The organism is Streptomyces atroolivaceus (assembly GCF_000717025.1).
GTDB lineage: Bacteria > Actinomycetota > Actinomycetes > Streptomycetales > Streptomycetaceae > Streptomyces > Streptomyces atroolivaceus.
Genome location: NZ_JNXG01000010.1, coordinates 1 through 23,750 on the forward strand (window position 1 = coordinate 1; position 23,750 = coordinate 23,750).

Consider the following 23,750-nt stretch of genomic DNA (forward strand, 5'->3'; position numbering starts at 1 on the left):
CGACCCCTTCCACATCGTGCCGATCCAGTTGAAGAACTTCACACCGGTCGGAACCGCGATGAGGAACGTCATGAAGGAGAAGAACGGCAACAGCACACCACCGGTGACGTACATGTGGTGAGCCCATACCGTCGCCGAAAGGCCGGCGATGGCGATCGTCGCACTGATCAGGCCGACGTAACCGAAGATCGGTTTGCGGCTGAACACCGGAATGATCTCGGAAACGATGCCGAAGAACGGGAGAGCGATGATGTACACCTCTGGATGGCCGAAGAACCAGAAGAGGTGTTGCCAGAGCAACGCGCCACCGTTGGACGCATCGAAGATATGTGCGCCGAATTTACGGTCTGCCTCCAGCGCGAGCAGCGCCGAGGCCAGGACCGGGAAGGCCAGCAGGACCAGGACACCGGTCAGCAGGACGTTCCAGGTGAAGATCGGCATGCGGAACATCGTCATGCCGGGGGCCCGCATGCAGATGATCGTGGTGATGAAGTTGACCGACCCGAGGATGGTACCGAAGCCGGAGAAGGCCAGACCCATGATCCACAGGTCGGCACCGACACCCGGCGTACGGACCGAGTCGGTCAGGGGGGTGTAGGCGAACCAGCCGAAGTCGGCCGCACCCTGCGGGGTGAGGAAGCCGCCCACGGCGATCAGCGAGCCGAAGAGGTACAGCCAGTACGCCAGCATGTTCAGCCGCGGGAACGCCACGTCGGGCGCGCCGATCTGCAGCGGCATGATCCAGTTCGCGAATCCTGCGAACAGCGGCGTCGCGAACATCAGCAGGTGGTGGTCAGCCACCTGATGACCACGTTCCCCGGCTGCCGGCGCCGTACGGGCAGTTCGTCCTGGTAGGCGGCATCGGCTTCCGCCGATACCGAGGGACCCCTCGTCGTCACTACGGCACTCCTTCGGTCGACGGCCGGTTGCGGACTCGGCGACCAGGATGGACTCCCTGCGGCGGTCCCGCAGGTCATCCCCGTGCGCAGTGCACCAGTAGCTGGTAAAGGACACTCCATTGGCCGATGGCCACGGCGTCCGTGTTGACGAGCGCCATGGGCCCCTCAGGCGATGGACCAGGCGCGCATCTCCTCTCTGGAGGAGAAGTCGGCAACGTTCTTGTCGAGCGGGTCATCCGTGTACTGGTGGATGCGCCAGGCCTCCTCGATCCGGGGTGCGGCCGCCTTGCCGTAGTCGGCGATCCAGAGTCCGTCGCCGGCGTACGAACTCGTGTCGTGGTTGAGCCAGAAGGAGCGGTTGCAGTAGAGGAGGACCCGGTGATGTGGCCTCAGCCTTTTCACCTCTCGGATGAAGCGGTCCTTGTCCGTGCTGCTCGCGCGCGTCCCCTCGCCCGTCTGTTCCCAGTCGACGGCGAGGAGGTCCCCCTCCCGCGCAGGTGTTTCGTCGAGGAAGTACCTTGCCTGCTCCTTTGCGTTTCCAGGCCACAGGAAGTGGTAGAAGCCGACGACGCAATCAGCGTCCCTGGCACGTTTCACCTGGCTCTTCAGTCTCGGATTGACATAAGAGCGGCCCTCGGTCGCCTTGACGAAGACGAAGTCCAAGCCGTCCGTGTCGAAGTCCTTCTGGAAGGCGCTGACATCGACGCCGTGCAGCACGGCCACCACCTCCAAGTGGGGCATTCTGATTCCGTTTCTCCCCTCCATAGGTGCCCACCCGGCGCTCCCCCATCCGCCATCCAGACGCTGAACCGATTCGGCCCCCGGAATAGGGTCCGTTCCGCCGGGGTTGGTGAACCGGCGGGACCCTTTCACTCCAGGCACTACGGCATCGGAAGGTCGGATTCATGAAGATCGGCATCATCGGGGCAGGCAACATCGGCGGAAATCTCACCCGTCGGCTCACCGCGCTGGGGCACGACGTGTCCGTCGCCAACTCCCGGGGACCCGAGACGCTCAAGGCACTGGCCGAGGAGACCGGTGCCACGCCGGTCGTGGCAACGGAAGCAGCGCGAGGAGCGCAGATCGTCGTGGTGACCGTCCCCCTCAAGGCGGTCCCGGACCTGCCCTCGGGCATCCTCGACGGAGCGGCGGAGGATGTCGTCGTCATCGACACCGGCAACTACTACCCGCAGCAGCGTGACGGACGCATCTCCGCAATCGAGGAGGGCCTGACCGAGAGCCGGTGGACCGAGCAGCAGATCGGCCATCCGGTGGTCAAGGCGTTCAACGGCACCTACGCCCAGGACATCCTCGACAGGGGACTCCCCCACGGCGCCCCCGGCCGGCAGGCCCTTCCGGTCGCCGGCGACCATCCGGCGGCCAAGCAGGCGGTCCGGAACCTGATCGACGAACTGGGCTTCGACACGGTCGACGCAGGTGGCATCGACGAGTCCTGGCGCCAGCAGCCGGGTACGCCCGTGTACGGGAACCGGGGCGACGCCGACGCCATCGCGAAGGCCCTTGCTGACGCCTCCCCGGAGCGCACCGCCGAGTGGCGCGCCTGACCGGGTCGGCCTGCCGTCCCGGAAGGGCTCCTTCAGCCGGACCGGGCGTCGCTGCGCTCGCCATGCTCCCGGCCGGACGGACGGGAGCATGGTCGCCCCGCAGGTGTTGGGTGACGGGGCCACGAAGCCGGCGACGCCGCGGGGCGGAGCGCGACCCGGCGGCACGGCCGACTCCGGTGGGACCGTATCGGGGCGGGGAGGACGGTCCGTACTCCTCCATCGTCGAGCGGTAGGCGTCGAGCAGCCTGATGTGGTGTTCGAGTGACGCACTGTCGGGATTGGTCTTTCCGAGAGGCGTCTTGGGCTCGGGGCACCCGGTGGTGAACGCGGGGTGATGCCGTGCGACATGAAGAGCGAAAACCTTCGGGGATCACATGGCGGGGCCGAGACATCGGCCCACTGGATGGTGGGAGCCATCTCCATGACGGACGTTTGATGTCCCCGTGCTCGTTGTCGCCGAGCGCGGAGTCGTCGAACGCCACGCCGCCGCGCAGCAGATCCTCCTTGAGGCCGGCCTCTCGCGGCACATGCGGGAACTGCTCCATGAGCCCCTCCACCAGGCGCGTCCGGTCGCCGGTGGCTGCGGTGGGGCCGGGTTCACTGATGCTCGGCACGGGCCGGCTCCTGGGCTCCGGTGTCCTTGACGCTGTCGCGTGTACGCCACACTGTCCAACGAGCCAACGCCGGCAACCTTTCGCTCATGATCCGCCCGGCTCGGGGGCGATGCCCCGGCCGGCCGAGGACAAGGAGTACCTCTCATGCCCCGCACCATGTCCGTGTCGGACAGCATCCTCATCCGGGCGGCGCCCACGGCCGTGTACGAAAGGCTCAGCGACCCCACCGCGATGGGACGCTGGAGCCCGGAGAACCAGGGCGCCCGGATACTCGGGGAGCGCCGGGGAGCGCATGTCGGCATGGTCTTCGAGGGCCGCAACAAGCGCGGGGCCTTCCGATGGACGACCAGGTGCACGGTGACTGCGGCCGACCCCGGCGAGCGGTTCGCCTTCCGCGTGCATGCGATCGGGGTGCGGCGTCCACGGCTGCCGGGTGCCATCGCGCTGTGGGAGTACCGCTTCGAGGAGGTCGACGGCTCCACCCGCGTAACGGAGACCTGGACGGACAACCGGCGGGCGTGGCCCGATCTTCTCGCCAACGCCTTCGACCGGGTCGCCACACGAGGGCATACGTTCGCAGAGTTCCAGCGCGGGAACATCCGCACGACGCTGGAGCGTCTCAAGGCGGCCCTGGAGCAGGACGGACCGAAAGGGGCCGGCCGCGTGGAGGGGAGCCCGCGTCAGGGGTGAGGGCGAGAACCGGAGGGCGAGTCAGGCTGCCAAGGTCCTACGGGGCGCTCTCGGCGAGTTGCTCCGGTGCGGCTCGCACCGGAGCGGACCGCGTCCTGCCCGCGAACGGGGGCCGGGGTGACTCCCGGGCGGTCAGGCCACGGCCTGCGGTATCACCTCACCCGAGAGGGGCAGCCCCAGCCCGGCCACCGCCCGGGAGACGAGGCGGGCCATTTCCACAGCGCCCCGCTCCTGGAAGTGGGTGTTGTCCTGGACGCCGTCGGGGAAATTCGGGTACCGCCCTGCGTCCAACCACAGGAAAGTCCCCTTGGACGCCTCCACCCCTATCGCGTCGAGATGGGCGCGGCTGGCCGCCGAAAGATCGACCAGTGCCACGTGCTCCTCCTGAGCCACCGCCTTCGCGGCGGCCACGTACTCCGGGAACGAGACGTTGAACTTCCCGGTGGACTGGTTGTAGGAGCGCCGCGAAACCGGCGTCACCACAACCGGTGTCGCGCCCAGCCTCCGGGTAGCGCGGATGTAGTCGTTGCGCAGGTACTCCTTGTAGTGGGCCGGCGGTGTGTACCGCTCGGCGTTGCCGATCGTCGCGTCGTTGTGCCCGAACTGCACGAAGAGGTAGTCGCCGGGCTTGATCACCTCATGGATCGCGGCCAGCCGCCCCTGCTCGATGAAGGACCGCGAACTGCGCCCGCCGATGGCACGGTTGGCGACGGTGACATTGGAGGTGAAGTACGACGACAGCTTCTGACCCCACCCGGCCTGCGGATGGTAGCCGGAGCTGTACGTCTGAGCGGTGGAGTCGCTCGCGATGTACACGGTGCCGGTCACCGGCGCGGTGCTGCCGGAGACGGCGGAGGAGGGGGCGGCGGAGGCGGCGTCGGGCACCCCCAGGACGGCTGTCCCGCCGGCGGCGAGCGCGCCTGCGGCGGCTGTGAGGAGGAACTGTCTGCGGCTGGTGTCACCGACCACGGCTTGACGACTCATTTGGCCTTCCCTGCTGGGATTCTCCGGATGCTTCGGAATGCAGTGGCAGCAGGCAGCGAAAAGGTTGTCGGGGAGTCGGGCCGGAGCAAGCGCACGGCCTGTGTCCACCTGGTCCGACCGTGGTCCGTGCACGCGTCGGTGAGTTCGTCCTGACCGGTGCGCGGGCAGGTCCAGCCCCGTGGACTCCTCGTCGGCCGGGCGGGGCGTTCGGTCGTCCCGAGGGCGTGGCCAGGATCGGTCTGCGTGCACGCGCGCAGGGGCCGGCAGTCCGAGGGCGCCCGAGGACGACCTGGCGTCACCCGCCGAATTCACAGGTGTGCGGGCCGTAGGACCTCCTCTGTCAGTAGGAGGGCGCACACTTGGCCGCAGAGTCGGCACGGCGAGGAGGGCAGGGCATGAGCGCGTCGCAGGAGCGAGGCTTCGAACCCGCGACCGGTGACGGCCCCGCGGCCTCCGAAGCCGCGGCCGTGCGTGCCGGGGAGGTGCGGACCGCCTTCGAGGGCTTGCTCCAGATCCGGCGGCTGACCTGTGCGGGGGGTGCCAATCCCGAAGCCGTGCCCGCCTCCTGGGAACTGCACCGGCCTCAACGCGCGGTGGCGTTGGCGCTGGAGGCCGCCGGGATAGCCGCGTCGGCCGTCGGCCCGTCCGGAGAACGGACCGCCACCGGATATCGCGTGTGCGAGGGCGAGGCGCCCGGCGCGGTGCGGGTCGAGTGGGCCGGGCCGCCGGGAAGCGGAGCCGCCCACGACGAGGAGGACGCACTGGCCCGGTGCGTCACGGTGCTGCGGCGGCTGGGCTGGACGGCACTGCTCTACCGCGGGCCCCGCAGGCGGCGCTTCATCGAGGTCGAACCGCCGCCGACGGCCCGCTCGTGAGGGGACCTCCGTAGTGGCCGCACGGGCGTTGTCAGACCCATGAGGGATGCTTGATGGTCCGACACCTCTGAACGGGAGATGCTGAGATGCACGAAGCCGAAATCGCCGCGGCCCAGGCATACGTCCGTTTACTGGCTGCCACGCGCGCCGCGCTCGCCGACCCGGCCGAAGCTCCTCTGTACATGCCGCTGCTCGCCTCGCCGATCGAGGAGGCCGACGAGGCGCTGCGGAGCGCGGGCCTCACCGGGAACGAGGACAGGTTCTTCGCCCTCGTGCGAAAGCTTCAGCCGAGCCTGACGGGTTCCGGTCGCTGACCGGTCACGGCTGGTGCGTCTCCGGCGGAGCCGAGGGCCGGGCGAGGCGACCACCGCGGCGGGCCGTCGCCTACTGACTGCCGTACAGCAGCGAACCGGGGGTGGTGAGGAGCTGCCCCGTCTCCAGCCAGGTCTTCAGGCCGGAGAGGATCATCGGCCAGCCGCCGTACAGCTCCTCACTGGCACCCTCGCGTAGCTCGTCGTGGGTGACGGTCAGCCTGCAGGAGTCGCCGATGGGCTCGATCTCCCACGTGATGCGAGTCGGTCCCTCGCTCCTCGCCTCGTCGCTCCAGAGTGCGACCATGCTCTGGACCAGTTTGCGCGGAGGATCCACCTCCAGATTCCGCCCCTCACCCAGCGAGCCGGGAGCGCCGGGGGCTCCCATCTCGAAGCGGGAGCCCTGGGTCCAGTCCGAGATGACGCGGGCTCCGAAGTTGTACTTGCTTCGGATCTCAGGATCGGTTATCGCCTCCCACAGACGGTCGGGAGCGGTACGGATGTAGATCTCGAAGACCTTCTCCACGGGATCCTCCAGTCGGGTCGTGAGTTCGCTGAGCCCTGCCGCCCAAGGCTCCGCGTACTTGCTCACCCACCGGTCGTGGACGAGCCGGATGGGCACCGGATTCAGGAAGTGGAGCCTTTCCCGTCCCCGCCGTCGCGTGACGACGAGGCCCGCCGCCTCGAGCAGCTTCAGGTGCTTCATCACCGCGAACCGCGTGATGTCGAAGCGGGCCTCCAGCGCACTCAGTGTCTGCCCGGCGTGGCGGAACAGCTCGTCGAGCAGGGCGCGTCACGTCGGCTCGGCCAGAGCCTTGAACACCGCGTCCATACCGTCAGAATATGTGACCTTTCGGTCACACATCAACAACGGCCGAGCGGGTCGGATGGTTCACGCCGAACGCGATGAATTGATTCAAATCAGGAAGAAACTTGACTGGTCGCTTGACTAGCAGCAGTGCCCAAACCTAGCGTACGTTCCGGATGAAACGATTCACATCCACGATCCTGACAGGTCGCCGGATGACTCTGCTTACGAGGTGTTCATGTCTGATGTGTCGGCCGTCAAGGCAGCTCTGAAGTCTCAGGTCATCGAGACGCCCTCCTGGGGGTACGGCAACTCCGGGACCCGTTTCAAGGTCTTCGCCCAGCCAGGTGTCCCCCGCGACCCGTTCGAGAAACTGGCCGACGCGTCGCAGGTACATGCCCACACCGGGGTCGCCCCCAAGGTGTCGCTGCACATTCCGTGGGACAGGGTCGAGGACTACGCGGCGCTGACCCGGTACGCGGGGGACCTCGGCCTGCGGATCGGCGCAATCAACTCCAACGTCTTCCAGGACGACGACTTCAAGCTGGGATCGGTCACCCATCCGGACCCGAAGGTCCGCCGCAAGGCCACCGATCATCTGCTCGAATGCGTGGACATCATGGACGCCACGGGCTCACCCGACCTCAAACTTTGGTTCTCGGACGGCACCAACTACCCGGGCCAGGACGACATCGCGGGCCGACAGGACCGACTGGCCGAGGCCCTCGCCGAGGTCTACGAGCGGCTCGGCGACGACCAGCGGATGCTCCTGGAGTACAAGCTCTTCGAGCCCGCCTTCTACACCACCGACGTGCCGGACTGGGGCACCTCGTACGCCCACTGCCTCAAGCTCGGGCCCAAGGCCCAGGTGGTCGTCGACACCGGACACCACGCCCCCGGCACCAACATCGAGTTCATCGTGGCGTTCCTGCTGCGCGAGGGGAAGCTCGGCGCATTCGACTTCAACTCGCGCTTCTACGCGGACGACGACCTGATGGCCGGCGCCGCCGACCCGTTCCAGCTGTTCCGCATCATGCACGAGGTGGTCAAGAACGGCGGTCTCGAGGCCGGGACCAACGTCAACTTCATGCTCGACCAGTGCCACAACATCGAGGCCAAGATCCCCGCCGTCATCCGCTCCGTCACCAATGTCCAGGAAGCGACCGCGAAGGCACTGCTGATCGACGCCGAGGCTCTGTCCGAGGCTCAGCGCTCCGGTGACGTCCTTGCCTCCAACGGAGTGCTGATGGACGCGTTCAACACCGACGTACGGCCGCTGCTCGCCGAGGTACGCGAGGAGCTCGGCCTGGCGCGCGACCCGTTCGCGGCCTACCTCGCCTCCGGCAACCAGGAGCGCATCGCCGCCGACCGCGTCGGCGGAGAGCAGGCGGGCTGGGGCGCCTGAGCCCTGCTCCCCCGCCTTGGAACGTCCTGCAGCAACCGCCCCTCCCCCTCTCTTCCCGAAGGAACCCTCATGACGTCCGCGACGCATGCCGAAGTCGCCGCGCTCCTGGAGCGCGCCCACCGGATCGGCTCCGACCCCCGCAACACCAACTACGCCGGTGGCAACGCCTCGGCCAAGGCGACGGAGACCGACCCGGTCACCGGTGGCGAGGCCGAACTGCTCTGGGTCAAGGGCTCGGGCGGCGACCTCGGCACCCTGACCGAGGCCGGCCTCGCCGTGCTCCGGCTGGACCGGGTGCGAGCGCTCAAGGACGTGTACCCGGGGGTTGAGCGCGAGGACGAGATGGTATCGGCGTTCGACTACTGCCTGCACGGCAAGGGGGGCGCCGCCCCTTCGATCGACACCGCGATGCACGCGCTCGTCGAGGCCGCGCACGTCGACCATCTGCACCCGGACTCCGGGATCGCACTGGCGTGTGCGGCCGACGGCGAGAAGCTGACCGCCGAGTGCTTCGGTGACAAGGTCGCCTGGGTGGACTGGCGTCGGCCCGGCTTCCAGCTGGGTCTTGACATCGCGGCCGTCAAGGAGGCCAATCCGCAGGCGGTCGGTGTGATCCTGGGGGGTCACGGCATCACGGCATGGGGCGAGACCTCCGAGGAATGTGAACGAAACGCCCTCTGGATGATCCGTACCGCCGAGACGTTCCTCGAGGAACACGGCAAGGCCGAGCCCTTCGGCCCCGTACTCCCGGGCCGGGCGGCCCTGGACGAGGAAGCGCGACGGGAGCGGGCCGCGGTCCTGGCTCCGGTGCTCCGCGGGCTGGCGTCCACCGACCGGCCCCAGGTGGGGCACTTCACCGACACGCCGCCCCTGCTGGACTTCCTCTCACGCGCCGAGCACCCCCGTCTCGCCGCTCTCGGCACGTCCTGTCCGGACCACTTCCTCCGTACGAAGGTCAGCCCGCTGGTCCTCGACCTGCCGGCCGACGCGCCTCTGGAAGAGGCGGTGGCCCGCCTCCGGGTGCTCCATGCCGAGTACCGGGAGGCGTACCGCGCGTACTACGAGCGCCACGCGGCGCCCGACTCGCCCGCGATGCGGGGGGCGGACCCGGCGATCGTGCTGGTGCCCGGCGTCGGCATGTTCTCGTTCGGCAAGGACAAGCAGACCGCCCGGGTCGCCGGGGAGTTCTACCTCAACGCCGTCAATGTGATGCGCGGCGCGGAAGCCGTCTCGGCGTACGCACCGATCGAGGAGTCCGAGAAGTTCCGCATCGAGTACTGGGAACTCGAGGAGGCGAAGCTCCGCCGGATGCCGAAGGCGAAGGCTCTGGCCACGCGGGTCGCGCTGGTCACGGGAGCCGGGTCCGGCATCGGCAAGGCCATCGCACACCGGCTCGTCGCAGAGGGCGCGTGTGTCGTCGTCGCGGACCTGAACGCCGTGAACGCGGCGGCTGTCGCCGAGGAGCTCGGCGGCCCGGACAAGGCCGTCGCCGTGACGGTGGATGTCACCTCCGAGGAGCAGATCGCCGACGCGTTCAAGGCCGCCGCACTGGCCTTCGGCGGTGTGGACCTGGTCGTGAACAACGCCGGAATCTCCATCTCCAAGCCGCTGCTGGAGACCACGGCCCAGGACTGGGACCTGCAGCACGACATCATGGCCCGCGGTTCGTTCCTGGTGTCCCGCGAGGCAGCGCGGGTGATGCGCGCGCAGGGGCTCGGCGGCGACATCGTCTACATCGCGTCCAAGAACGCCGTGTTCGCGGGCCCCAACAACATCGCGTACTCGGCCACCAAGGCCGACCAGGCGCACCAGGTTCGGCTGCTGGCGGCCGAGCTCGGCGAGCACGGCATCCGGGTCAACGGGGTCAACCCGGACGGGGTGGTACGTGGCTCCGGCATCTTCGCCGCGGGCTGGGGAGCCCAGCGCGCGGCGACCTACGGAATCGAGGAGGAGAAGCTGGGCGAGTTCTACGCCCAGCGCACGATCCTCAAGCGCGAGGTGCTCCCGGAGCATGTCGCCAACGCCGTGTTCGCCCTGACCGGCGGGGACCTCACCCACACCACCGGCCTCCACATTCCCGTCGACGCCGGTGTGGCGGCGGCGTTCCTGCGCTGATCATGTGCCGCCCCGCCGCGCCCCGGACATGTTCCGTGAACACCCGGGGCGCGGCGCTGTCCGGATCGGATGAGATTCTCCATGCCTGCGACTTCACGACATGACCCGGTGTTCGCCGCGGTGGACCTGGGCGCCACCAGCGGCCGGGTGATCACCGGCAGGGTCGGCCCCGACGAACTGGTACTGACCGAGGCGCACCGCTTCGCCAACACGCCGGTCCGGCTCCCCGACGGCCTCCGCTGGGACGTACTCGCCCTGTACCAGGGCATCCTGGACGGACTGCGCGTGGCTGCACGCGGTGGCCCCGTCGCCTCGGTGGGCATCGACACCTGGGCCGTGGACTACGGTCTCCTGGACTCCGACGGGTCGCTCCTCGGCCTTCCGTTCCACTACCGCGACACGCGTAACGCAGCAGCTGCCGAGGAGGTCCTGGCACACTTCGGCGCGCAGGAGCTGTACGGCGTCGGCGGGCTGCAGCATCTGCCGTTCAACACGGTCTTCCAACTGGCCGCCCACCGCTCGACAGCCCAGTGGCAGGCCGCCCGGACACTGCTGCTGATGCCCGATCTGCTGGTGTACTGGCTGACGGGGTCGGTGGGTGCCGAGGTGACCAACGCGTCGACGACCGGACTGTTCGACGCGCGCTCAGGCGGCTGGTCCCATGCTCTGATCGGACGGCTGGGACTGGAATCCTCCCTGTTCCCGGCCCTGCGTGAACCCGGCGAGCGAGCGGGTACCCTGCTTCCTCATGTCGCGGGGTTCACCGGGCTGCCGGCGGACACACCGGTGACGACCGTCGCCTCGCACGACACCGCGTCGGCCGTGGCCGCGGTCCCCGCAACGGAACCGGGATTCGCCTATGTGTCCTGCGGTACGTGGTCGTTGGCGGGCCTCGAACTGGACGCACCGGTGCTGACCGAGCAGTCGAGGGCGGCGAATTTCACCAACGAACGCGGAGTGGACGGCACCGTTCGCTATCTCCGCAACATCATGGGGATGTGGCTGCTGGAGGAATGCCGTCGCACGTGGGAACGCGACGGGACGTCGACGAGCCTCGCGAGTCTCCTCGCGGATGCTGCGCGTGCCCGGCCGTTCGCCGCCGTGATCGACCCGGATGATCCGGCGTTCCTGGCACCGGGTGACATGCCGTCACGGATCGACGCCGCTCTCACCAGGAGCGGACAGAGGACACCGGACGGCCCTGGCGGTTACGTTCGGTGCGTGCTGGAGAGCCTGGCACTGGCTCATCGCAGGACACTGCGCGAGGCCGCCGAGCTGGCGGGCCGGGAGCTGACACGGGTCCACCTCGTCGGCGGCGGTTCGCGCAACGAACTGCTCTGCCAGTGGACCGCCGACGCAACCGGCCTGCCGGTCACCGCAGGCCCCGCCGAGGCCACCGCGCTCGGCAACGTACTGCTGCAGGCACGGGCCCACGGGCTGGTGGGCGGGCTGACGGACATGCGCAGGCTCGTCGCGCGCACCCAGGAACTGCGCCACTACACCCCGCGGGGGGACCCGGGGGCATGGGACCGGGCCGCGGACCTGGCGGCGGTAGTCGGATGAGCGGCTCTCCGGACCCGCTCCGCCGACGTGCGGCGGGTCCGGAGAGATCGCGTACGGGCGGTGGGCCGAGGAGTCAGGTCGCCGCCAGGCCGAGTTCCTGGTCACCCAGCGGTGCGAAGTAGCGGGCGACCTCCGCAGCGGTGACGTCGCCGGGCTCGGCGGGGCGCCATCGCGGGGTGCGGTCCTTGTCGATGATCCGGGCGCGCACCCCCTCCACCAGGTCATGTCCCGTGAAGGCCCTGCAGGAGACACGGAATTCCTGGTCGAGGGCGGCTTCGAGGCTGCTGAGGTGCGCGGCACGGCGTACGGCGGCCAGAGTGACCTTGAGCGCGGTGGGTGATGCCGTGAGGAGCGCGGCGGCGGCCTCCTTCGCGGCGGGCAGCCCGCTCTTCTCCAGCCGTCCGATGATCTCCTCGACGGTCTCGGCGGCGTAGCAGTCGTCGATCCACGCTCGGTGCGCCGCGAGTTCCCCTTCCGGAGCGTCGGTCGCGTACCGCCGTACGGTGTCCACCACCTCGCCGGGTGTGGCGCACCGGGCGAGTGCGGAGGTCAGGTCGGCGAGGTGCTGCGACGGGACGAAGTGGTCGGCCAGTCCGCACAGGATGGCGTCGGCCGCCTGGACGGCCCGGCCGGTGAGTGCGAGGTGGGTGCCGAGCTCGCCCGGTGCACCGGCCAGCAGGTAGGTGCCTCCCACATCCGGAATGAAGCCGATCCCGGTCTCCGGCATCGCCACGCGAGAGCGCTCGGTGACGATGCGCACGTCACCGTGCGCCGAGATGCCCACCCCGCCGCCCATGACGATGCCGTCCATGAGGGCTACATACGGTTTCCGGAACCTGGCGATCCTGGCGTTGAGGCGGTACTCGTCACGCCAGAAGTCCACGGAGGCACGACGGCCCGCGCGGGCGTCCTCGTAGATCGACCGGATGTCGCCGCCCGCACAGAGGCCCCGCCCACCTGCCCCGCCGATGACCACGGCGGTGACCGTGTCGTCCTCCGCGGCGAGGGTGAGCGCTTCGCCGATGCCTCTCACCATGCTGTGCGTGAGGGCGTTCAGGGCACGGGGGCGATTGAGTGTGATGTGCAGGACGTGGCCCTCGGTGTGCAGCAGGACGGGCTCGTCGTCGTTCATGTGTGCGCTCCGGTCAGCCGTGGACGATCTCTGCCCGCCATTCTGCGACGGCCACCGCGGGAGCCAGGTGCCGGGTCTGCCGCGGAACCGCTGTGGCACTCCCGCATCGCGGGCTCGACAATTGAGACCTACGGGCCGCGACGTCCAGCAGCCCCGCCGGACGACCTCCGGAGGAGGCATGACCGACCCTTCACGGCGACCAGACGACGAAGCAGCGTCGCGGCTCCGGCTCGAACGCCGGCGCGCCGGTGAGACCGGGACCGATGAGCGCCTCGCCCTGAACCGGACCGGCAGCTTCGAGTGGGACCTCGACGCCCGGACCGTGGACGTCGACGAGGCCGGGCTGATGGTCTTCGGCCTGGACGCCGCCACCTTCGAGGCGTCGCCGGCGGCCGTGATCGACCGGCTGGATGCGACTGATCGGGCACGCCTGGAGACCACCATCGATGAGGCGATCTCCGGCGGGAGCAGCTCCTACAGTGTCCATTTCCAGGTGCCCATGGAGGACGGGAGCCGCCAGTGGACGCACGTCCAGGCTCGGATCCTGCGGTCCGAGGACGGCCGGGCACACCGCGTCATCGGTGTGGTGCGGGACGCGACGGCCGAGGTCACCCATTCGGCCTTCGTGCTGGATCTGGAAAAACGCCGCCGCCGCCAGACGAGCATCGTCGAACGCACCACTGCCGCGATGTCACGCGCGGTGACCGTGGACGACGTCACAGCAGCGCTCACCGGCCCTGGCGGCCTGGTAGGGATCGGTGCCGACGGGCTGGCCCTCGGGCTGGTGGAGAACTCCGCGCTCAAGATCATCGCGCTGAGCGGTGACTCGGTGGAGGTCCTCGAAGGTCTGGGTTCCGGAGAGCTCGACGCGACACTTCCCCTGGGCGACACGATCCTCAGCGGGCGCCCCCGCTTCATCACCTCACTCGGATCACTGATCCGGCGTTATCCGGTGCTGGAACCGCACATCGGCGAACTGAACTTCCACGCCGTCGCGTACCTTCCGCTGATAGCACAGGCCCGCTCCCTGGGCGGGCTCGCTCTCTTCTACCGCGAGCGGACGGTGTTCAGCGCGGACGAGAGGATCCTGTGTCTGGGGCTGGCCGCCATCGTGGCCCAGTCGTTGCAGCGGGCGATCCTCTTCGACGAGGAACGCGAATTCGCCACGGGACTCCAGTCGGCCATGCTCCCTCGCCGGATCCAGGAGATCGAGGGGGGCGAGATCGCGGTCCGCTATCACGCGGCGTGGAGCGGGCGCGAGGTCGGCGGCGACTGGTACGACGTGATCACGCTTCCCAGGGGCCGCATCGGTGTGGTGGTGGGAGATGTGCAGGGACACGACACTCACGCCGCGGCGATCATGGGCCAACTGCGAATCGCCCTGCGCGCGTACGCCGCCGAGGGGCACCCGCCGGCGACCGTGCTGGCACGGGCCTCCCGCTTCCTGGCCGAGCTGGACACCGACCGGTTCGCGACGTCGACGTACGCGCAGGTGGACCTGGCCACGGGAGCGGTGCGCGTGGCGCGCGCAGGCCACTTCGGACCACTGATCAGGCATACCGACGGGCGGGTGGGGGTTCCTCAGGTGCGCGGAGGCCTGCCGCTGGGAATCTCCACGGACTTCCATGACGAGGAGTATCCGGAGACCCGCCTCGACCTGGTCCCGGGCGAGACCCTCGTCCTGTACACCGACGGGCTGGTCGAGGAACCGGGTGCGGATGTCGACGCGGGTGTCGCGGCACTGATCCATGAGGTGAGCGGCGGGCCCGACGGTGCCGAGGCTTTGGCCGACCATCTGTCGGACCGGTTGTGGGAGCGGTGGGGCTCGGGCGACGACGTGGCGCTGCTTGTCCTGCGGCGCAGCCCGGATCTCGGGTCTCCGCGTGCTCCCCGGCTGCACCAGTACATCCATCAGGCGGATCCGCAGGGACTCTCGGAGGCCAGGTCGATCGTGCGGCAGGCACTGACCGAATGGGACCTCGCCGGTCTGGCGGACGACGCCGAGCTGGTGACCGGGGAACTGCTGGTGAACGTGCTGCTGCACACGGAGGGCGGGGCGGTCCTGACCCTGGAGGTACTGCCGGAGCCCGTTCGGCGCATCAGACTGTCGGTTCAGGACCGCTCGAGTGTCTGGCCGCGGCGGCGCACCCCGGGAGAGACGTCAACGTCCGGACGGGGGTTGCTGCTTCTCGACGCGGTCGCCGAACGCTGGGGAATCGAGCCTCGGGGGGAGGGCAAGGCCGTCTGGTGCGAGATCGGCCCCATTTCCTGACGCCGCACCCCTCTGCTTTCGTGACGCCGCACCCCTCTGCTTTCCTGACGCTGCACCCCTCTGCTGCTCCTGCGGATGTTTCGGCGATGGAACACCGCGAGGGCGTATCGCATCGGAGTGATGCGATACGCCCCCGCCCGGCTCGCCGGTGATTTCCCACCGTCGGACCGGGGTGGCTAGGACGCGTCAGTGCTGCGCGCTGCGGCGCTTGCGGACGGACCACAGGATTCCGCCGCCCGCGAGCAGAACCGCGAGCGCGGCTCCGCCGATGACGGGCGTGGCGGACGACGAACCGGTCTCGGCGAGGTCCGGTGCGCTGCTGCTCGGCTCAGCCGGCGCAGGCGCGGCCTCGGTGGCGGTCTCGCTAGGCGTCGCGCTGGGCTCGGGCGTCTCCGAAGCCGGCGGCTCCGTGCTCGGGGCCTCCGAAGGGGTCACCTCGGTCGGGGTGGGCGACGGTGTCTCCGGAGTCTCACCCTCGCAGACCGGAGCGGTCTTCGTCTGGTCGACGGAGTACTTGTCGTCGTCCCCGGCCTTGACGACGAGGCGAACCGTGAGCTCCTTGTCGTGCTTCGGGAGCTGCAGCGGCGTCTTCGTGCTGAAGTCCCGGCCGAACTTGGTCGGGGCAAGCAGCTGCTCACCGCCCACGACGGAGACCGTCACCTCGTTGGTGGCGTCACCCGAGTAGGCCGTCAGGTTGAGCGTGACTTCGGAGCAGGTCACGGCCCAGGTGGGGGTGTGAGCTGCGGCCGGGCCGGCGGTGATGACCCCGCCCGCCAGGCCGACTACCGCAGCGGCCGCGAATGCTCCCGCGCCACGCCACGATCTCCTGGGTATGGTCATGGATTCTTCCTCCATATGAGTACACCGCTGAGATGGCGGTGGGGCGCACAGTACTGCCCCCTGCCGCAGGGGGCGCACCCGCCCCATGCCTCAACGACGCGTCAACCATGCTCATATCGACGCTAGTTGGGACATGACGGACACGTCAGGATGGCCGGAAGACGCTGTGCTCACACACGATCCGGCGGCCTGTGAGGGTGGTTTCAGAGGGGCTTGTACATGATGTGCAGGCCCACATAGCCTTGTTCGGGGTGCTTGAATCCTTCCGGCAGGGTCCCGATGACCTCGAAGCCGAGGGAGCGGTACAACCGCACGGCGTGAGTATTCGTCTCCACCACGGCGTTGAACTGCATGGCGCGATAACCCGCCGTACGCGCCCAGTCCACGGTGTATTCACACAGGGCTCTGCCCACGCCGCGGCCGGAGCACTCCGGGGCGACCATGTAACTGGCACTGGCGACGTGCGAGCCGTTGCCCATCTGGTTTCTGTTCATCTTGGCTGTACCGAGGACGGCCCCTGCGTCATCGACCGCGACAACCGTGCGGTCCGGGTCCGAGAGGAGCCACCAGTCCCGGGCCGTGTCCTCACCAAGATCCACAGGGTAGGTGAAAGTCTCGCCCGCTGCGACGATGGCGTGGAAGAACGGCCAGATCGAGGGCCAGTCGTTGCTGGTGGCTTGTCTGATCAACATGGGGCCAAGATGCCTGGACGGCCAGCCCCGCACAATCGCTTTAGCGATCTCTGCGCCACGGCTTGCGCAGTCCGACCCGGACGAGCAGTCCCTGCCCGGCACCGGGCCGCCCAGCAGGGCGGCGGGACGCCCGGCCGGTCTGCCCGGCCCTCTGTCCCGGACCGGGCGGCATCGTCCGGTGCGGCGCCGTCCGGACCGCCATCGGTCGCTCGGGGACCATGTGTTCGCGGCTCAGGCGGTCAGAGGCCAACCGGTCGGGGGCCACGCGCAACGCGGGATCGTATCCGGGGCGCGGAGCAGGGCGGATCTCACGCGCCTGATCCAGCTCCAGCGTCAGATTAACCCGGCGCCAGAGGATTTCATCCGGATCGTCCGCCAGCATCAGCCTCATCATGACTTCCCTCCCCGACACGGAGCCCGGGCGCCCGAAGGCGGAATCCGGCCGCACCCGAGCCAGGTAGGCGCGCTCGTACGGATCCTCCACCACCTCGGCGAGCTGGACCGGGTCCAGAGCGGACGCCTGCAGAGCCGCGCGTGCCCACGGATCCTCGGTGCGGCCCAGCAGCCGGTCGATCCTGCGTGAACGCCAGTTGCGCGCACGCCAGTCGGTCCCGGCCTCCAGCATGACCCGCATCCCGACCGGGCTCTTCCCAGCGATCAGGTCGGGTTCCCTCGCGGCGAAGGCGAGTAGCTCGTCCACCAGATAGAGCCAGACCACCGCGCGGTAGCGGTTCAGGTAGAAGGCGACCGGAGAGATGCACCCGATGCGGGCCAGGCCGGTGAAACGCACGGTGCTGACGCCGAGCAGCGTGGCCCCTTCCGCCGTGCCCGCCGTACGGACCTGACCCCGAACCGATTCGGGGAAGCCGGGCAGAGCGCGCAACCGGTCGATCTCCTGCTGACGGATCCGCGGCCTGGCCCCTCCCGAAGCCGGCTCCGTACCGATCAGCCCCAGGTGCACGGCTAGGTCGAATTCGCCGCGCTTCAACGTCAGTTCCTGAGCAGCACGCCCAGCGGATACGCACACCGGTACCGCCGAGACAGCGGCATGCCTGCCGGTGGTCTCCGTAAGGGTCATGGCCTTCCTCCCCCGTGAGGTCGAATACTCTGTGTGACCACGGTAGACCGGGGGAGGCTCACTCGCTGAGCCTGTGGACAACTTCACTGCGGGCCGCGAAGGTGCAGCTCAGAGACGGTCGATACTCTCCGCACCCTGTCGTGCCGTCACGCCGAGGTGTTCGCCCACCCGATTCACCAGCAGGGTCATCTCGTAGGCGACCTGGCCGACGTCCGCCTCGGCGGCGGTGAGGACGCACAGGCAACTGCCGTCCCCCGCCGCGGTCACGAAGAGCAGCGCCTCGTCGAACTCGACCATGGTCTGGCGTGCTCTCCCCGCCCCGAAGTGGCGCCCCGACCCACGCGCCAGGCTCTGCAGGCCGGACGAGACCGCCGCCAGGTGCTCGGCGTCCTCCCGGGCCAGGCTCGTGCTGGCGCCGGTCACGAGCCCGTCGTTCGACAGCACGAGCGCGTGCTGGATGTGCTCCACCCGGCCTGTGAGCTCGTCAAGGAGCCAGTCAAGTCCCCGGTCCAGCGCCATGTGCTCGTCCTCCCCGTTCATTCGTTCCCCGCGTCCCGCGCAAGCCTTGCGTACGGCTCCCCCGCGGGCAAGCGCCTCCCTACTCCGGAGGCGTTGCTTCGCGCCACGGTCCACCCGCTGCGGAAGACTGGCTTCCGGAGCCCCGCCTGGGTACGGATGACCATGCCGGGACCCGCGCCTCGCGCCGGGTCGGCCGCATGGCCCACCGAGTCGAGGAGCCGTGCGGTACGCATGCGCCCGGCGTCCTCGACCATGCGGATGAGGACTTCCTTTCGGGAAGCACGGTCACGCGCGTCGCACAGGACGACGGGCGTACCCCGGTCCAGATCCAGTGCGCGCGAGACGTCGTCCGGGTTGCGGGGCACGTCACGGGCTCCGGTCCCTCGTCGCCCTCGCCACCGTCCCCGTGCGGGCCTCGGCAGCCCCCGCCGGGGTGGTGTCCCCTGCGGAGGTCCGTTCCGGAGCAACGCGGTCGGCAACAGCACCACCGGGGTCGTTCCGTAGGTGCTGGGCTATGGCAGAGAGACGTTCCCGAGTGATCAGGCACCGTTCGAACCTGGGCACAGCTTCGTGTCGTTTCGCCCAGGCGCCTGCTGCGCGATCATGTCCGCATGGCCGATGACCACACACACGTCCAGGATTTCTTCTCGGTACGAGCGGCGGCGTGGGACAGCCGTTTCCCCGATGACGGCCCGGCCTATGCCGCCGCCGTAGGCGAGCTCGGCCTGCGGGCGGGCGGTGCGGTGCTCGACGCCGGCTGCGGTACGGGACGGGCGCTGCCGGCCCTGCGCACAGCCGTCGGACCCGGCGGGACCGTGCTCGGGGCCGACCTGACGCCCGCGATGCTGGATGCGGCCCTGCGAGCGGGAAGAGGCGCGAGCGGCGCACTGCTCCTGGCGGACGTCGCACGTCTTCCGCTGCGCGCGGGGGCTCTCGACGGCGTCTTCGCCGCAGGGCTGATCTCGCATCTCCCGCACCCGGAGCAAGGGCTGTCGGAACTGGCGCGGGTGGTGCGCACGGGTGGGCGGCTTGCGCTGTTCCACCCCATCGGGCGGGCCGCACTGGCCGCGCGGCACGGCCGGTCCCTCTCGGACGACGACCTGAGGGCCGAGCCCCGACTCGCGCCGCTGCTGGCAGACGCGGGCTGGCGGCTGGAGACCTACACCGACGAGGACAGCCGCTTTCTGGCACTGGCCGTACGAACCGGCTGAACGGCCGCCGTCGCGCCGGCCCGCCACCCCCTCGGTGAACGGCCGCTGTCGCCCCGGACGGCCGTCTCCCCTTCACTCGGCCCGCGCGTCCGACGTCCGCACGTGCGGCACGGGGCAGCCACGCACGCCCGGCGTGGGGAACGTGCCGAGCCGGGCCACCTCGTAACCGTCCGGGTAGCCCTTGATCTCCGGGTTCTGTCGCGCGTAATGAGGTGTGGAGCGCGGCGGCAGCAGCCGTACGGCACGGGCCCTCAGGCGCAGAGCACCGTGGGTCAGCCCGCGGACGACGGCTCCGGGCCGCTCGTACCGGAACGCCCGCAGCAGTGTGTCGTCCAGCAGGGCCAGGCTCGCCTTACGGACCATGGGAGCAAGCGGGCGGGGATACCAGGAGCCCATCAGGGCCAGAGTGGCGTCGGAGACCGCGCGTGCGCCCTCGTCCCAGGCGAAGTGCTCCTCCTCGTAGGAGTCGAGCGCGCGCTCGAAGTCCTCGTACGTCCGAGGCACGTCCTGGATGCCCATGCGAGCGCCGAGGGCCCGGTAGTAGGCGGCGAAGGCGCGCGCCTCATGGCCGGACAGCTTGCGCCAGCCGTACATGTCGAGCCAGCGCTTGGGGGTGACGACGAACGTGCACAGCACGTAGCGCATGTCGTCGTTGCTGATGTCGTAGCTGCGGTGCATGCGGTTGATCCGCCGGACGGCCGTACGGCCCTCCTCACTGTCGAAGCCGTGCTCGACGACCGCGTCGAGGAGGAGTGCGGTGTCGTCGTACCTCTTCTGTGCACGTTCCGTCAGTTCCCCCGTCTCCGCCAGCAGCCGGCCGATACTGGGGACCGCGTAGGTGCGGTACAGGGCGAGTTCCAGGGCGCGGGTGATGTCCCAGGGGAATTCGTACGACACGGTGAGCCGGTAGATCTCCAGGAAGTCCCGCTCCGGGTCCAGGCGCTGGATCTCCTTCAGGCGCTCGAACCGCTTCACCATGCTGTCCCCCTCGTCGGCCGGAGGCACAACACTACGTGCGCCGGGCAGACCGGCACCACGGTACGAGGGACGCCTTGACACGCGCCGGCGGCCGCCGAACCCTCGGGTACGTGTCCGTCGTCCCTTGTCAGGGCCTCGACGACAGGGTTACCGAGTAGTTAAGGTGCGCCGACGGAACAAGCGATGAGGATGAGGGGTGGGTGCCGTGGCCGGTACGGATGACACTGCCGTCGACGAGGACGCGCTGTTCGTGCTGACCGCGGTGCTGCTCACCCCCGCGCAGTTCCCCAGCGTGCTCGGCGACGACTACGTGGCCGCGTGCGCCGCGCTCGGCCTCGAACCGTTCGCCGAGGGCTACGGCCTCGTGCTCGGCCAGGACAGCGGCGGCGCCCGCTGGACGGTGGTCGTCGAGGACGTCTCGCTGGTGGCCGTCGCCATCGCCTCCTGGGACTGCGGGATGGAGTACGACCTCTCTCCCGACGACCGCTCGGTGGTCTGCGCGCTCCCGGGATGGCCGCTCGCACTGGCGGTCGCCGCGCCCGGCGTCCCTGAGCCGCACGACCCGGCGCCCGACCCGGACGGTGAGGGCCCTGCCCCGCTGACGCCGCCGGACACCGAGGTCTGGGGGCCTCCACAGCGACGGCTCGGCGCGGACGAGATCGCCCTGCAGTGGGCCGTGTGGCGCGAGCAGGTGGACGATGAGACCGCGTTCGGCAGGCCCGGGGAATCCGCTCCGGCCGACACGCCCCGGACCGACGAGGCTCGGGCCGGGGACGGGAAGAGCTCGACGGAGCCGTCGGGGTCCGGACAGCACCCCGGCGTGCGGAGGGCGCTCGAAGCGGCCCGCGCGTATGTCGGCTGTCCGCCCCCGCCCGGCAGGATCCGTTCCGCCTTCGCCCCTGGCGGGGCCCGTACGCTGCGGGCCGACGGCCCCGGCTGGTCCCTGGTTGCCCGGACCGACGACATCGCCTTCATCCTGCTGGACGAGGAGCCGGGCGAGATCATGACGGTCGGCCGCGGGCGTGAACTGCCGGGACTGCTGAAGGCGCTCGATGAGCTTGCTGTCCGGCCGACCTGACCGCGTGCGGTGCGCGCGGGCCGTTCCGCCCGGCCGGAGCCGACCGCCTGCTACACGCGCTCCAGCGGCTGGTGGGGCTCGGCCGGCAGCTCGGCCTTGACCGCGTCACCAGGCCGTACGACTCCGCCCGCCGTGACGACTCCCATGACTCCGGCCTTGCGGATGACGGTGCCGTCGCCCGCGCGGCCGACGACCTGCTTGAGCAGCCCGTCCTGGAAGACGTCGATCTGCAGGCACGGGTTCCGGAGGCCGGTCACCGCGACGACGGCCTCGTCGCCGAGGTGGAGCAGGGTGCCCACGGGGAGGGAGAGAAGATCGATCCCGCTGGTGGTGACGTTCTCCCCGAGGTCGCCCGGACCGACCTCGAATCCCGCGTCACGGAGCTCGGTGAAGAGCTCCTGGTGGATGAGGTGGACCTGACGCAGATTGGGCTGCGTCGGGTCCTGGGCGACCCGGGAGCGGTGTTTCACCGTGACCCCGGCATGGGCGTCGCCCTCCACGCCCAGTCCGGCCAGCAGCGTGACGCTTTCCCTGTTCGGCTTGGTGAAGGAATGGACGGCGTTGCGGCTCACCGCGGTGACCGTGCTGTTCAGCGCCCTATCTCCTTGCGGCTGATCCTGCGGAGCCTGCGCCTCTGTGACGGATCGAGCATCAGGTATCCCACCGTGGGTACGCCGATGAGGACCAGCAGCGACCACCAGAATCCGATGAACGGAATCAGGACGACTGCCGCGACGACTCCCCCGATGGCGATCTTTGCACCGTTCGACATAATCCGTGCCTCCTCCGCGGCCGGGGCCGCTCCTGATGAGAGAACGCCTGTGCGTCCCTGTCGGTTCCTGCCGAGCGGCACAGGCCCCGCAGAGGCCTACCGGAGCGGCTCGCCGACCTCGTGCATGTGACGCAGCGCCTGCCGGTAGGACTCCACGATGCCTGTCTCCGCGTAGGACATCCCGATCGCCGCGCAGTGTGCCTTGACCAGCGGCTGTGCCAGCCGCAGGTGAGGCCGGGGCATGCTCGGGAAGAGGTGGTGCTCGATCTGGTAGTTGAGGCCGCCCAGGAGCCAGTCGGTGAGGACGGCGCCGCGAACGTTGCGCGAGGTGAGGACCTGGCGCTGCAGATGACTCCAGCGGTCACCGTCGGGGTCGGGCATCTCCATGCCCTTGTGGTTCGGCGCGAAGGCCATGCCCAGGTGAAGACCGAACAGCGCGTGGTGCAGGAGGGCGAAGACGACTGCCTTGCCCGGGGACATGACGGTCAGCAGCAGCGTCGCGTACAGCGCGAGGTGGCCTACCAGCAGGAAGCCGGAGAGGGCGCGCTCGCGGACGGGCTGGCGACGCAGGAACTGGAAACCGTAGATCTTGAGGGCTATGCCTTCGAGGAGCAGCATCGGGAAGAAGAGCCGCGCCTGGTTGCGGGTGAGCCACCGGGCGAAGCCCTCGCGCTGTGCAGCCTGCTTCTGGGTCCACACGAGGGCGCCGACACCGACGTCGGGGTCCTTGTCTATGTGGTTCGGGTTGGCGTGGTGGCGTACGTGCTTGTCGTTCCACCAGGCCTCGTTCATACCGAGGAGCAGGTTGGCGTGCACGAAGCCGACGGCCCGGCCGGCCTTGCGGTCGCCGGTTATCTGGGCGTGGCCGGCGTCGTGCCCGTAGAAGGCCGTGCGGGTCCACAGGATGGCAAGCGGCAGAGCGAGGAACAGGTTCCACCAGGTGTCGCCGATGAGCACCATGCCGGTGATGACGGCACCGAGGGCGGCCAGGTTGGCGGCGATCCCCGCCGCGTACCATCCGGTGCGCCGCTCCAGGAGACCTTGGCCCTTGACGGTCTTCAGGAGCGGTGCGAAATCACTTCCGGGGGCCTGAGGGGCCGCCGGACTCTCCGATCCGTCGCGGGGGTGTTGCGCAACGGTGGCTGCTACCGCCTGGGGCATGACGTCTCCGGTTTCTGGGCATCTGCGCTGACCTCGTCAAACGTACGGAGAGCGGGCCTGCGGCAGCCATGGCGCCATCACCCCGGCCGTGCGGGGGGAATCCCCCGGGTCCGGTGGTGGTGCGGGCTGCACCCCAAGCTTCAGAAGGCAGAAATGAGTGAGGTGGATCACTGGGCATTTCTCCCGGA

Annotated in this window: 21 protein-coding genes and 5 pseudogenes; 10 read left to right on the forward strand and 16 right to left on the reverse strand. The window is 69.4% G+C overall.

Going from position 1 to position 23,750, the window contains the following annotated elements; all coding sequences use genetic code 11:
• Together OO67_RS19885 and OO67_RS19890 are read right to left on the reverse strand one after the other, a co-directional pair.
• A pseudogene (locus OO67_RS19885) lies at nt 1–899 on the reverse strand (cbb3-type cytochrome c oxidase subunit I); the annotation flags it as partial.
• A 165-nt stretch (nt 900–1,064) separates the two neighbouring features.
• Nucleotides 1,065–1,616, reverse strand: coding sequence for a glycoside hydrolase family 25 protein (locus OO67_RS19890; RefSeq protein WP_033302535.1), 552 nt, complete (start codon nt 1,614–1,616; stop codon nt 1,065–1,067).
• Between the two features lie 173 nt (nt 1,617–1,789).
• Here OO67_RS19890 and OO67_RS19895 point away from each other — a divergent pair.
• Nucleotides 1,790–2,464 (forward strand): annotated as a pseudogene (locus tag OO67_RS19895) (NADPH-dependent F420 reductase); the annotation flags it as partial.
• Between the two features lie 142 nt (nt 2,465–2,606).
• Here the strand turns inward: OO67_RS19895 and OO67_RS39935 are convergent.
• Both OO67_RS39935 and OO67_RS40865 read right to left on the reverse strand, forming a co-directional pair.
• Nucleotides 2,607–2,815 (reverse strand): annotated as a pseudogene (locus OO67_RS39935) (radical SAM protein); the annotation flags it as partial.
• Nucleotides 2,816–2,883: 68 nt separating this feature from the next.
• Nucleotides 2,884–3,069, reverse strand: a pseudogene (locus tag OO67_RS40865) (radical SAM protein); the annotation flags it as partial.
• Between the two features lie 153 nt (nt 3,070–3,222).
• On the opposite strand from OO67_RS40865, the gene OO67_RS19900 reads away from it, so the two are divergent.
• On the forward strand, nt 3,223–3,768 hold the full coding sequence (locus OO67_RS19900; RefSeq protein WP_033302301.1) for an SRPBCC family protein: 546 nt from the start codon (nt 3,223–3,225) through the stop codon (nt 3,766–3,768).
• A gap of 132 nt (nt 3,769–3,900) precedes the next feature.
• On the opposite strand, the gene OO67_RS19905 is transcribed toward OO67_RS19900, so the two are convergent.
• Entirely contained in the window at nt 3,901–4,752 is an 852-nt protein-coding gene (locus OO67_RS19905; RefSeq protein WP_033302304.1) for a rhamnogalacturonan acetylesterase, read from the reverse strand.
• Nucleotides 4,753–5,147: 395 nt separating this feature from the next.
• Here OO67_RS19905 and OO67_RS19910 point away from each other — a divergent pair, with 395 nt between their 5' ends.
• Both OO67_RS19910 and OO67_RS19915 read left to right on the forward strand, forming a co-directional pair.
• Nucleotides 5,148–5,627, forward strand: a complete 480-nt coding sequence (locus OO67_RS19910; protein WP_033302306.1) for a hypothetical protein — start codon at nt 5,148–5,150, stop codon at nt 5,625–5,627.
• 86 nt (nt 5,628–5,713) lie between these two features.
• Nucleotides 5,714–5,941 carry a hypothetical protein gene (locus OO67_RS19915; RefSeq protein WP_033302308.1) on the forward strand — a complete coding sequence of 76 codons (228 nt, stop codon included), beginning with the start codon at nt 5,714–5,716 and terminating at the stop codon, nt 5,939–5,941.
• Nucleotides 5,942–6,011: 70 nt separating this feature from the next.
• Here the strand turns inward: OO67_RS19915 and OO67_RS19920 are convergent, their stop codons facing one another.
• The gene (locus OO67_RS19920) at nt 6,012–6,725 is read right to left on the reverse strand and encodes an ArsR/SmtB family transcription factor (protein WP_341864647.1); all 714 of its coding nucleotides are present in this window, start codon (nt 6,723–6,725) and stop codon (nt 6,012–6,014) included.
• A gap of 259 nt (nt 6,726–6,984) precedes the next feature.
• Between OO67_RS19920 and rhaI the strand changes: the two genes are divergently transcribed.
• The 3 genes from rhaI to OO67_RS19935 all read left to right on the forward strand — a co-directional run bounded on the left by rhaI (nt 6,985) and on the right by OO67_RS19935 (nt 11,829).
• Nucleotides 6,985–8,151, forward strand: a complete 1,167-nt coding sequence (gene rhaI, locus OO67_RS19925; RefSeq protein ID WP_033302536.1) for an L-rhamnose isomerase — start codon at nt 6,985–6,987, stop codon at nt 8,149–8,151.
• Nucleotides 8,152–8,220: 69 nt separating this feature from the next.
• Nucleotides 8,221–10,266 carry a bifunctional rhamnulose-1-phosphate aldolase/short-chain dehydrogenase gene (locus OO67_RS19930; protein WP_033302309.1) on the forward strand — a complete coding sequence of 682 codons (2,046 nt, stop codon included), beginning with the start codon at nt 8,221–8,223 and terminating at the stop codon, nt 10,264–10,266.
• A gap of 81 nt (nt 10,267–10,347) precedes the next feature.
• Nucleotides 10,348–11,829 (forward strand): rhamnulokinase, encoded by a 1,482-nt coding sequence (locus tag OO67_RS19935; protein WP_033302311.1) that lies wholly within the window; start codon nt 10,348–10,350, stop codon nt 11,827–11,829.
• Nucleotides 11,830–11,902: 73 nt separating this feature from the next.
• Here the strand turns inward: OO67_RS19935 and OO67_RS19940 are convergent, their stop codons facing one another.
• Nucleotides 11,903–12,961 carry an enoyl-CoA hydratase/isomerase family protein gene (locus OO67_RS19940; RefSeq protein WP_033302313.1) on the reverse strand — a complete coding sequence of 353 codons (1,059 nt, stop codon included), beginning with the start codon at nt 12,959–12,961 and terminating at the stop codon, nt 11,903–11,905.
• Nucleotides 12,962–13,139: 178 nt separating this feature from the next.
• Here OO67_RS19940 and OO67_RS19945 point away from each other — a divergent pair, with 178 nt between their 5' ends.
• The gene (locus tag OO67_RS19945; RefSeq protein ID WP_033302315.1) at nt 13,140–15,233 is read left to right on the forward strand and encodes a SpoIIE family protein phosphatase; all 2,094 of its coding nucleotides are present in this window, start codon (nt 13,140–13,142) and stop codon (nt 15,231–15,233) included.
• 186 nt (nt 15,234–15,419) lie between these two features.
• Here the strand turns inward: OO67_RS19945 and OO67_RS19950 are convergent, their stop codons facing one another.
• The 5 genes and pseudogenes from OO67_RS19950 to OO67_RS36870 form a co-directional block, all read right to left on the reverse strand.
• A complete protein-coding gene (locus OO67_RS19950) occupies nt 15,420–16,073 on the reverse strand; it encodes an LAETG motif-containing sortase-dependent surface protein (RefSeq protein WP_033302317.1) in 654 nt (217 codons plus the stop codon).
• Nucleotides 16,074–16,276: 203 nt separating this feature from the next.
• Complete coding sequence (locus OO67_RS19955) at nt 16,277–16,765, reverse strand: GNAT family N-acetyltransferase (RefSeq protein ID WP_033302319.1); 489 nt, start codon at nt 16,763–16,765, stop codon at nt 16,277–16,279.
• A 40-nt stretch (nt 16,766–16,805) separates the two neighbouring features.
• A complete protein-coding gene (locus OO67_RS19960) occupies nt 16,806–17,843 on the reverse strand; it encodes a DUF6397 family protein (protein WP_033302324.1) in 1,038 nt (345 codons plus the stop codon).
• 108 nt (nt 17,844–17,951) lie between these two features.
• Nucleotides 17,952–18,362, reverse strand: a complete 411-nt coding sequence (locus tag OO67_RS19965) for a roadblock/LC7 domain-containing protein (RefSeq protein ID WP_033302537.1) — start codon at nt 18,360–18,362, stop codon at nt 17,952–17,954.
• Between the two features lie 200 nt (nt 18,363–18,562).
• Nucleotides 18,563–18,745: pseudogene (locus OO67_RS36870) on the reverse strand (ATP-binding protein); the annotation flags it as partial.
• 228 nt (nt 18,746–18,973) lie between these two features.
• On the opposite strand from OO67_RS36870, the gene OO67_RS19975 reads away from it, so the two are divergent.
• Nucleotides 18,974–19,573: a class I SAM-dependent methyltransferase gene (locus tag OO67_RS19975; RefSeq protein WP_033302326.1), complete on the forward strand. Its 600-nt coding sequence runs from the start codon at nt 18,974–18,976 to the stop codon at nt 19,571–19,573.
• A 72-nt stretch (nt 19,574–19,645) separates the two neighbouring features.
• Here OO67_RS19975 and OO67_RS19980 read toward each other — a convergent pair whose 3' ends face one another.
• A complete protein-coding gene (locus OO67_RS19980; protein ID WP_033302328.1) occupies nt 19,646–20,551 on the reverse strand; it encodes an oxygenase MpaB family protein in 906 nt (301 codons plus the stop codon).
• Nucleotides 20,552–20,756: 205 nt separating this feature from the next.
• Here OO67_RS19980 and OO67_RS19985 point away from each other — a divergent pair, with 205 nt between their 5' ends.
• The gene (locus tag OO67_RS19985; protein WP_033302538.1) at nt 20,757–21,629 is read left to right on the forward strand and encodes a hypothetical protein; all 873 of its coding nucleotides are present in this window, start codon (nt 20,757–20,759) and stop codon (nt 21,627–21,629) included.
• A 50-nt stretch (nt 21,630–21,679) separates the two neighbouring features.
• Here OO67_RS19985 and OO67_RS19990 read toward each other — a convergent pair whose 3' ends face one another.
• The 3 genes from OO67_RS19990 to OO67_RS20000 form a co-directional block, all read right to left on the reverse strand.
• Complete coding sequence (locus tag OO67_RS19990) at nt 21,680–22,222, reverse strand: MOSC domain-containing protein (protein ID WP_051709605.1); 543 nt, start codon at nt 22,220–22,222, stop codon at nt 21,680–21,682.
• A complete protein-coding gene (locus OO67_RS19995) occupies nt 22,219–22,401 on the reverse strand; it encodes a hypothetical protein (RefSeq protein WP_028442276.1) in 183 nt (60 codons plus the stop codon). Before OO67_RS19995 ends, OO67_RS19990 begins: the two co-directional genes overlap by 4 nt.
• A 96-nt stretch (nt 22,402–22,497) precedes the next feature.
• Nucleotides 22,498–23,562 (reverse strand): acyl-CoA desaturase, encoded by a 1,065-nt coding sequence (locus tag OO67_RS20000; RefSeq protein ID WP_033302333.1) that lies wholly within the window; start codon nt 23,560–23,562, stop codon nt 22,498–22,500.
• Nucleotides 23,563–23,750 lie beyond the last annotated feature (188 nt).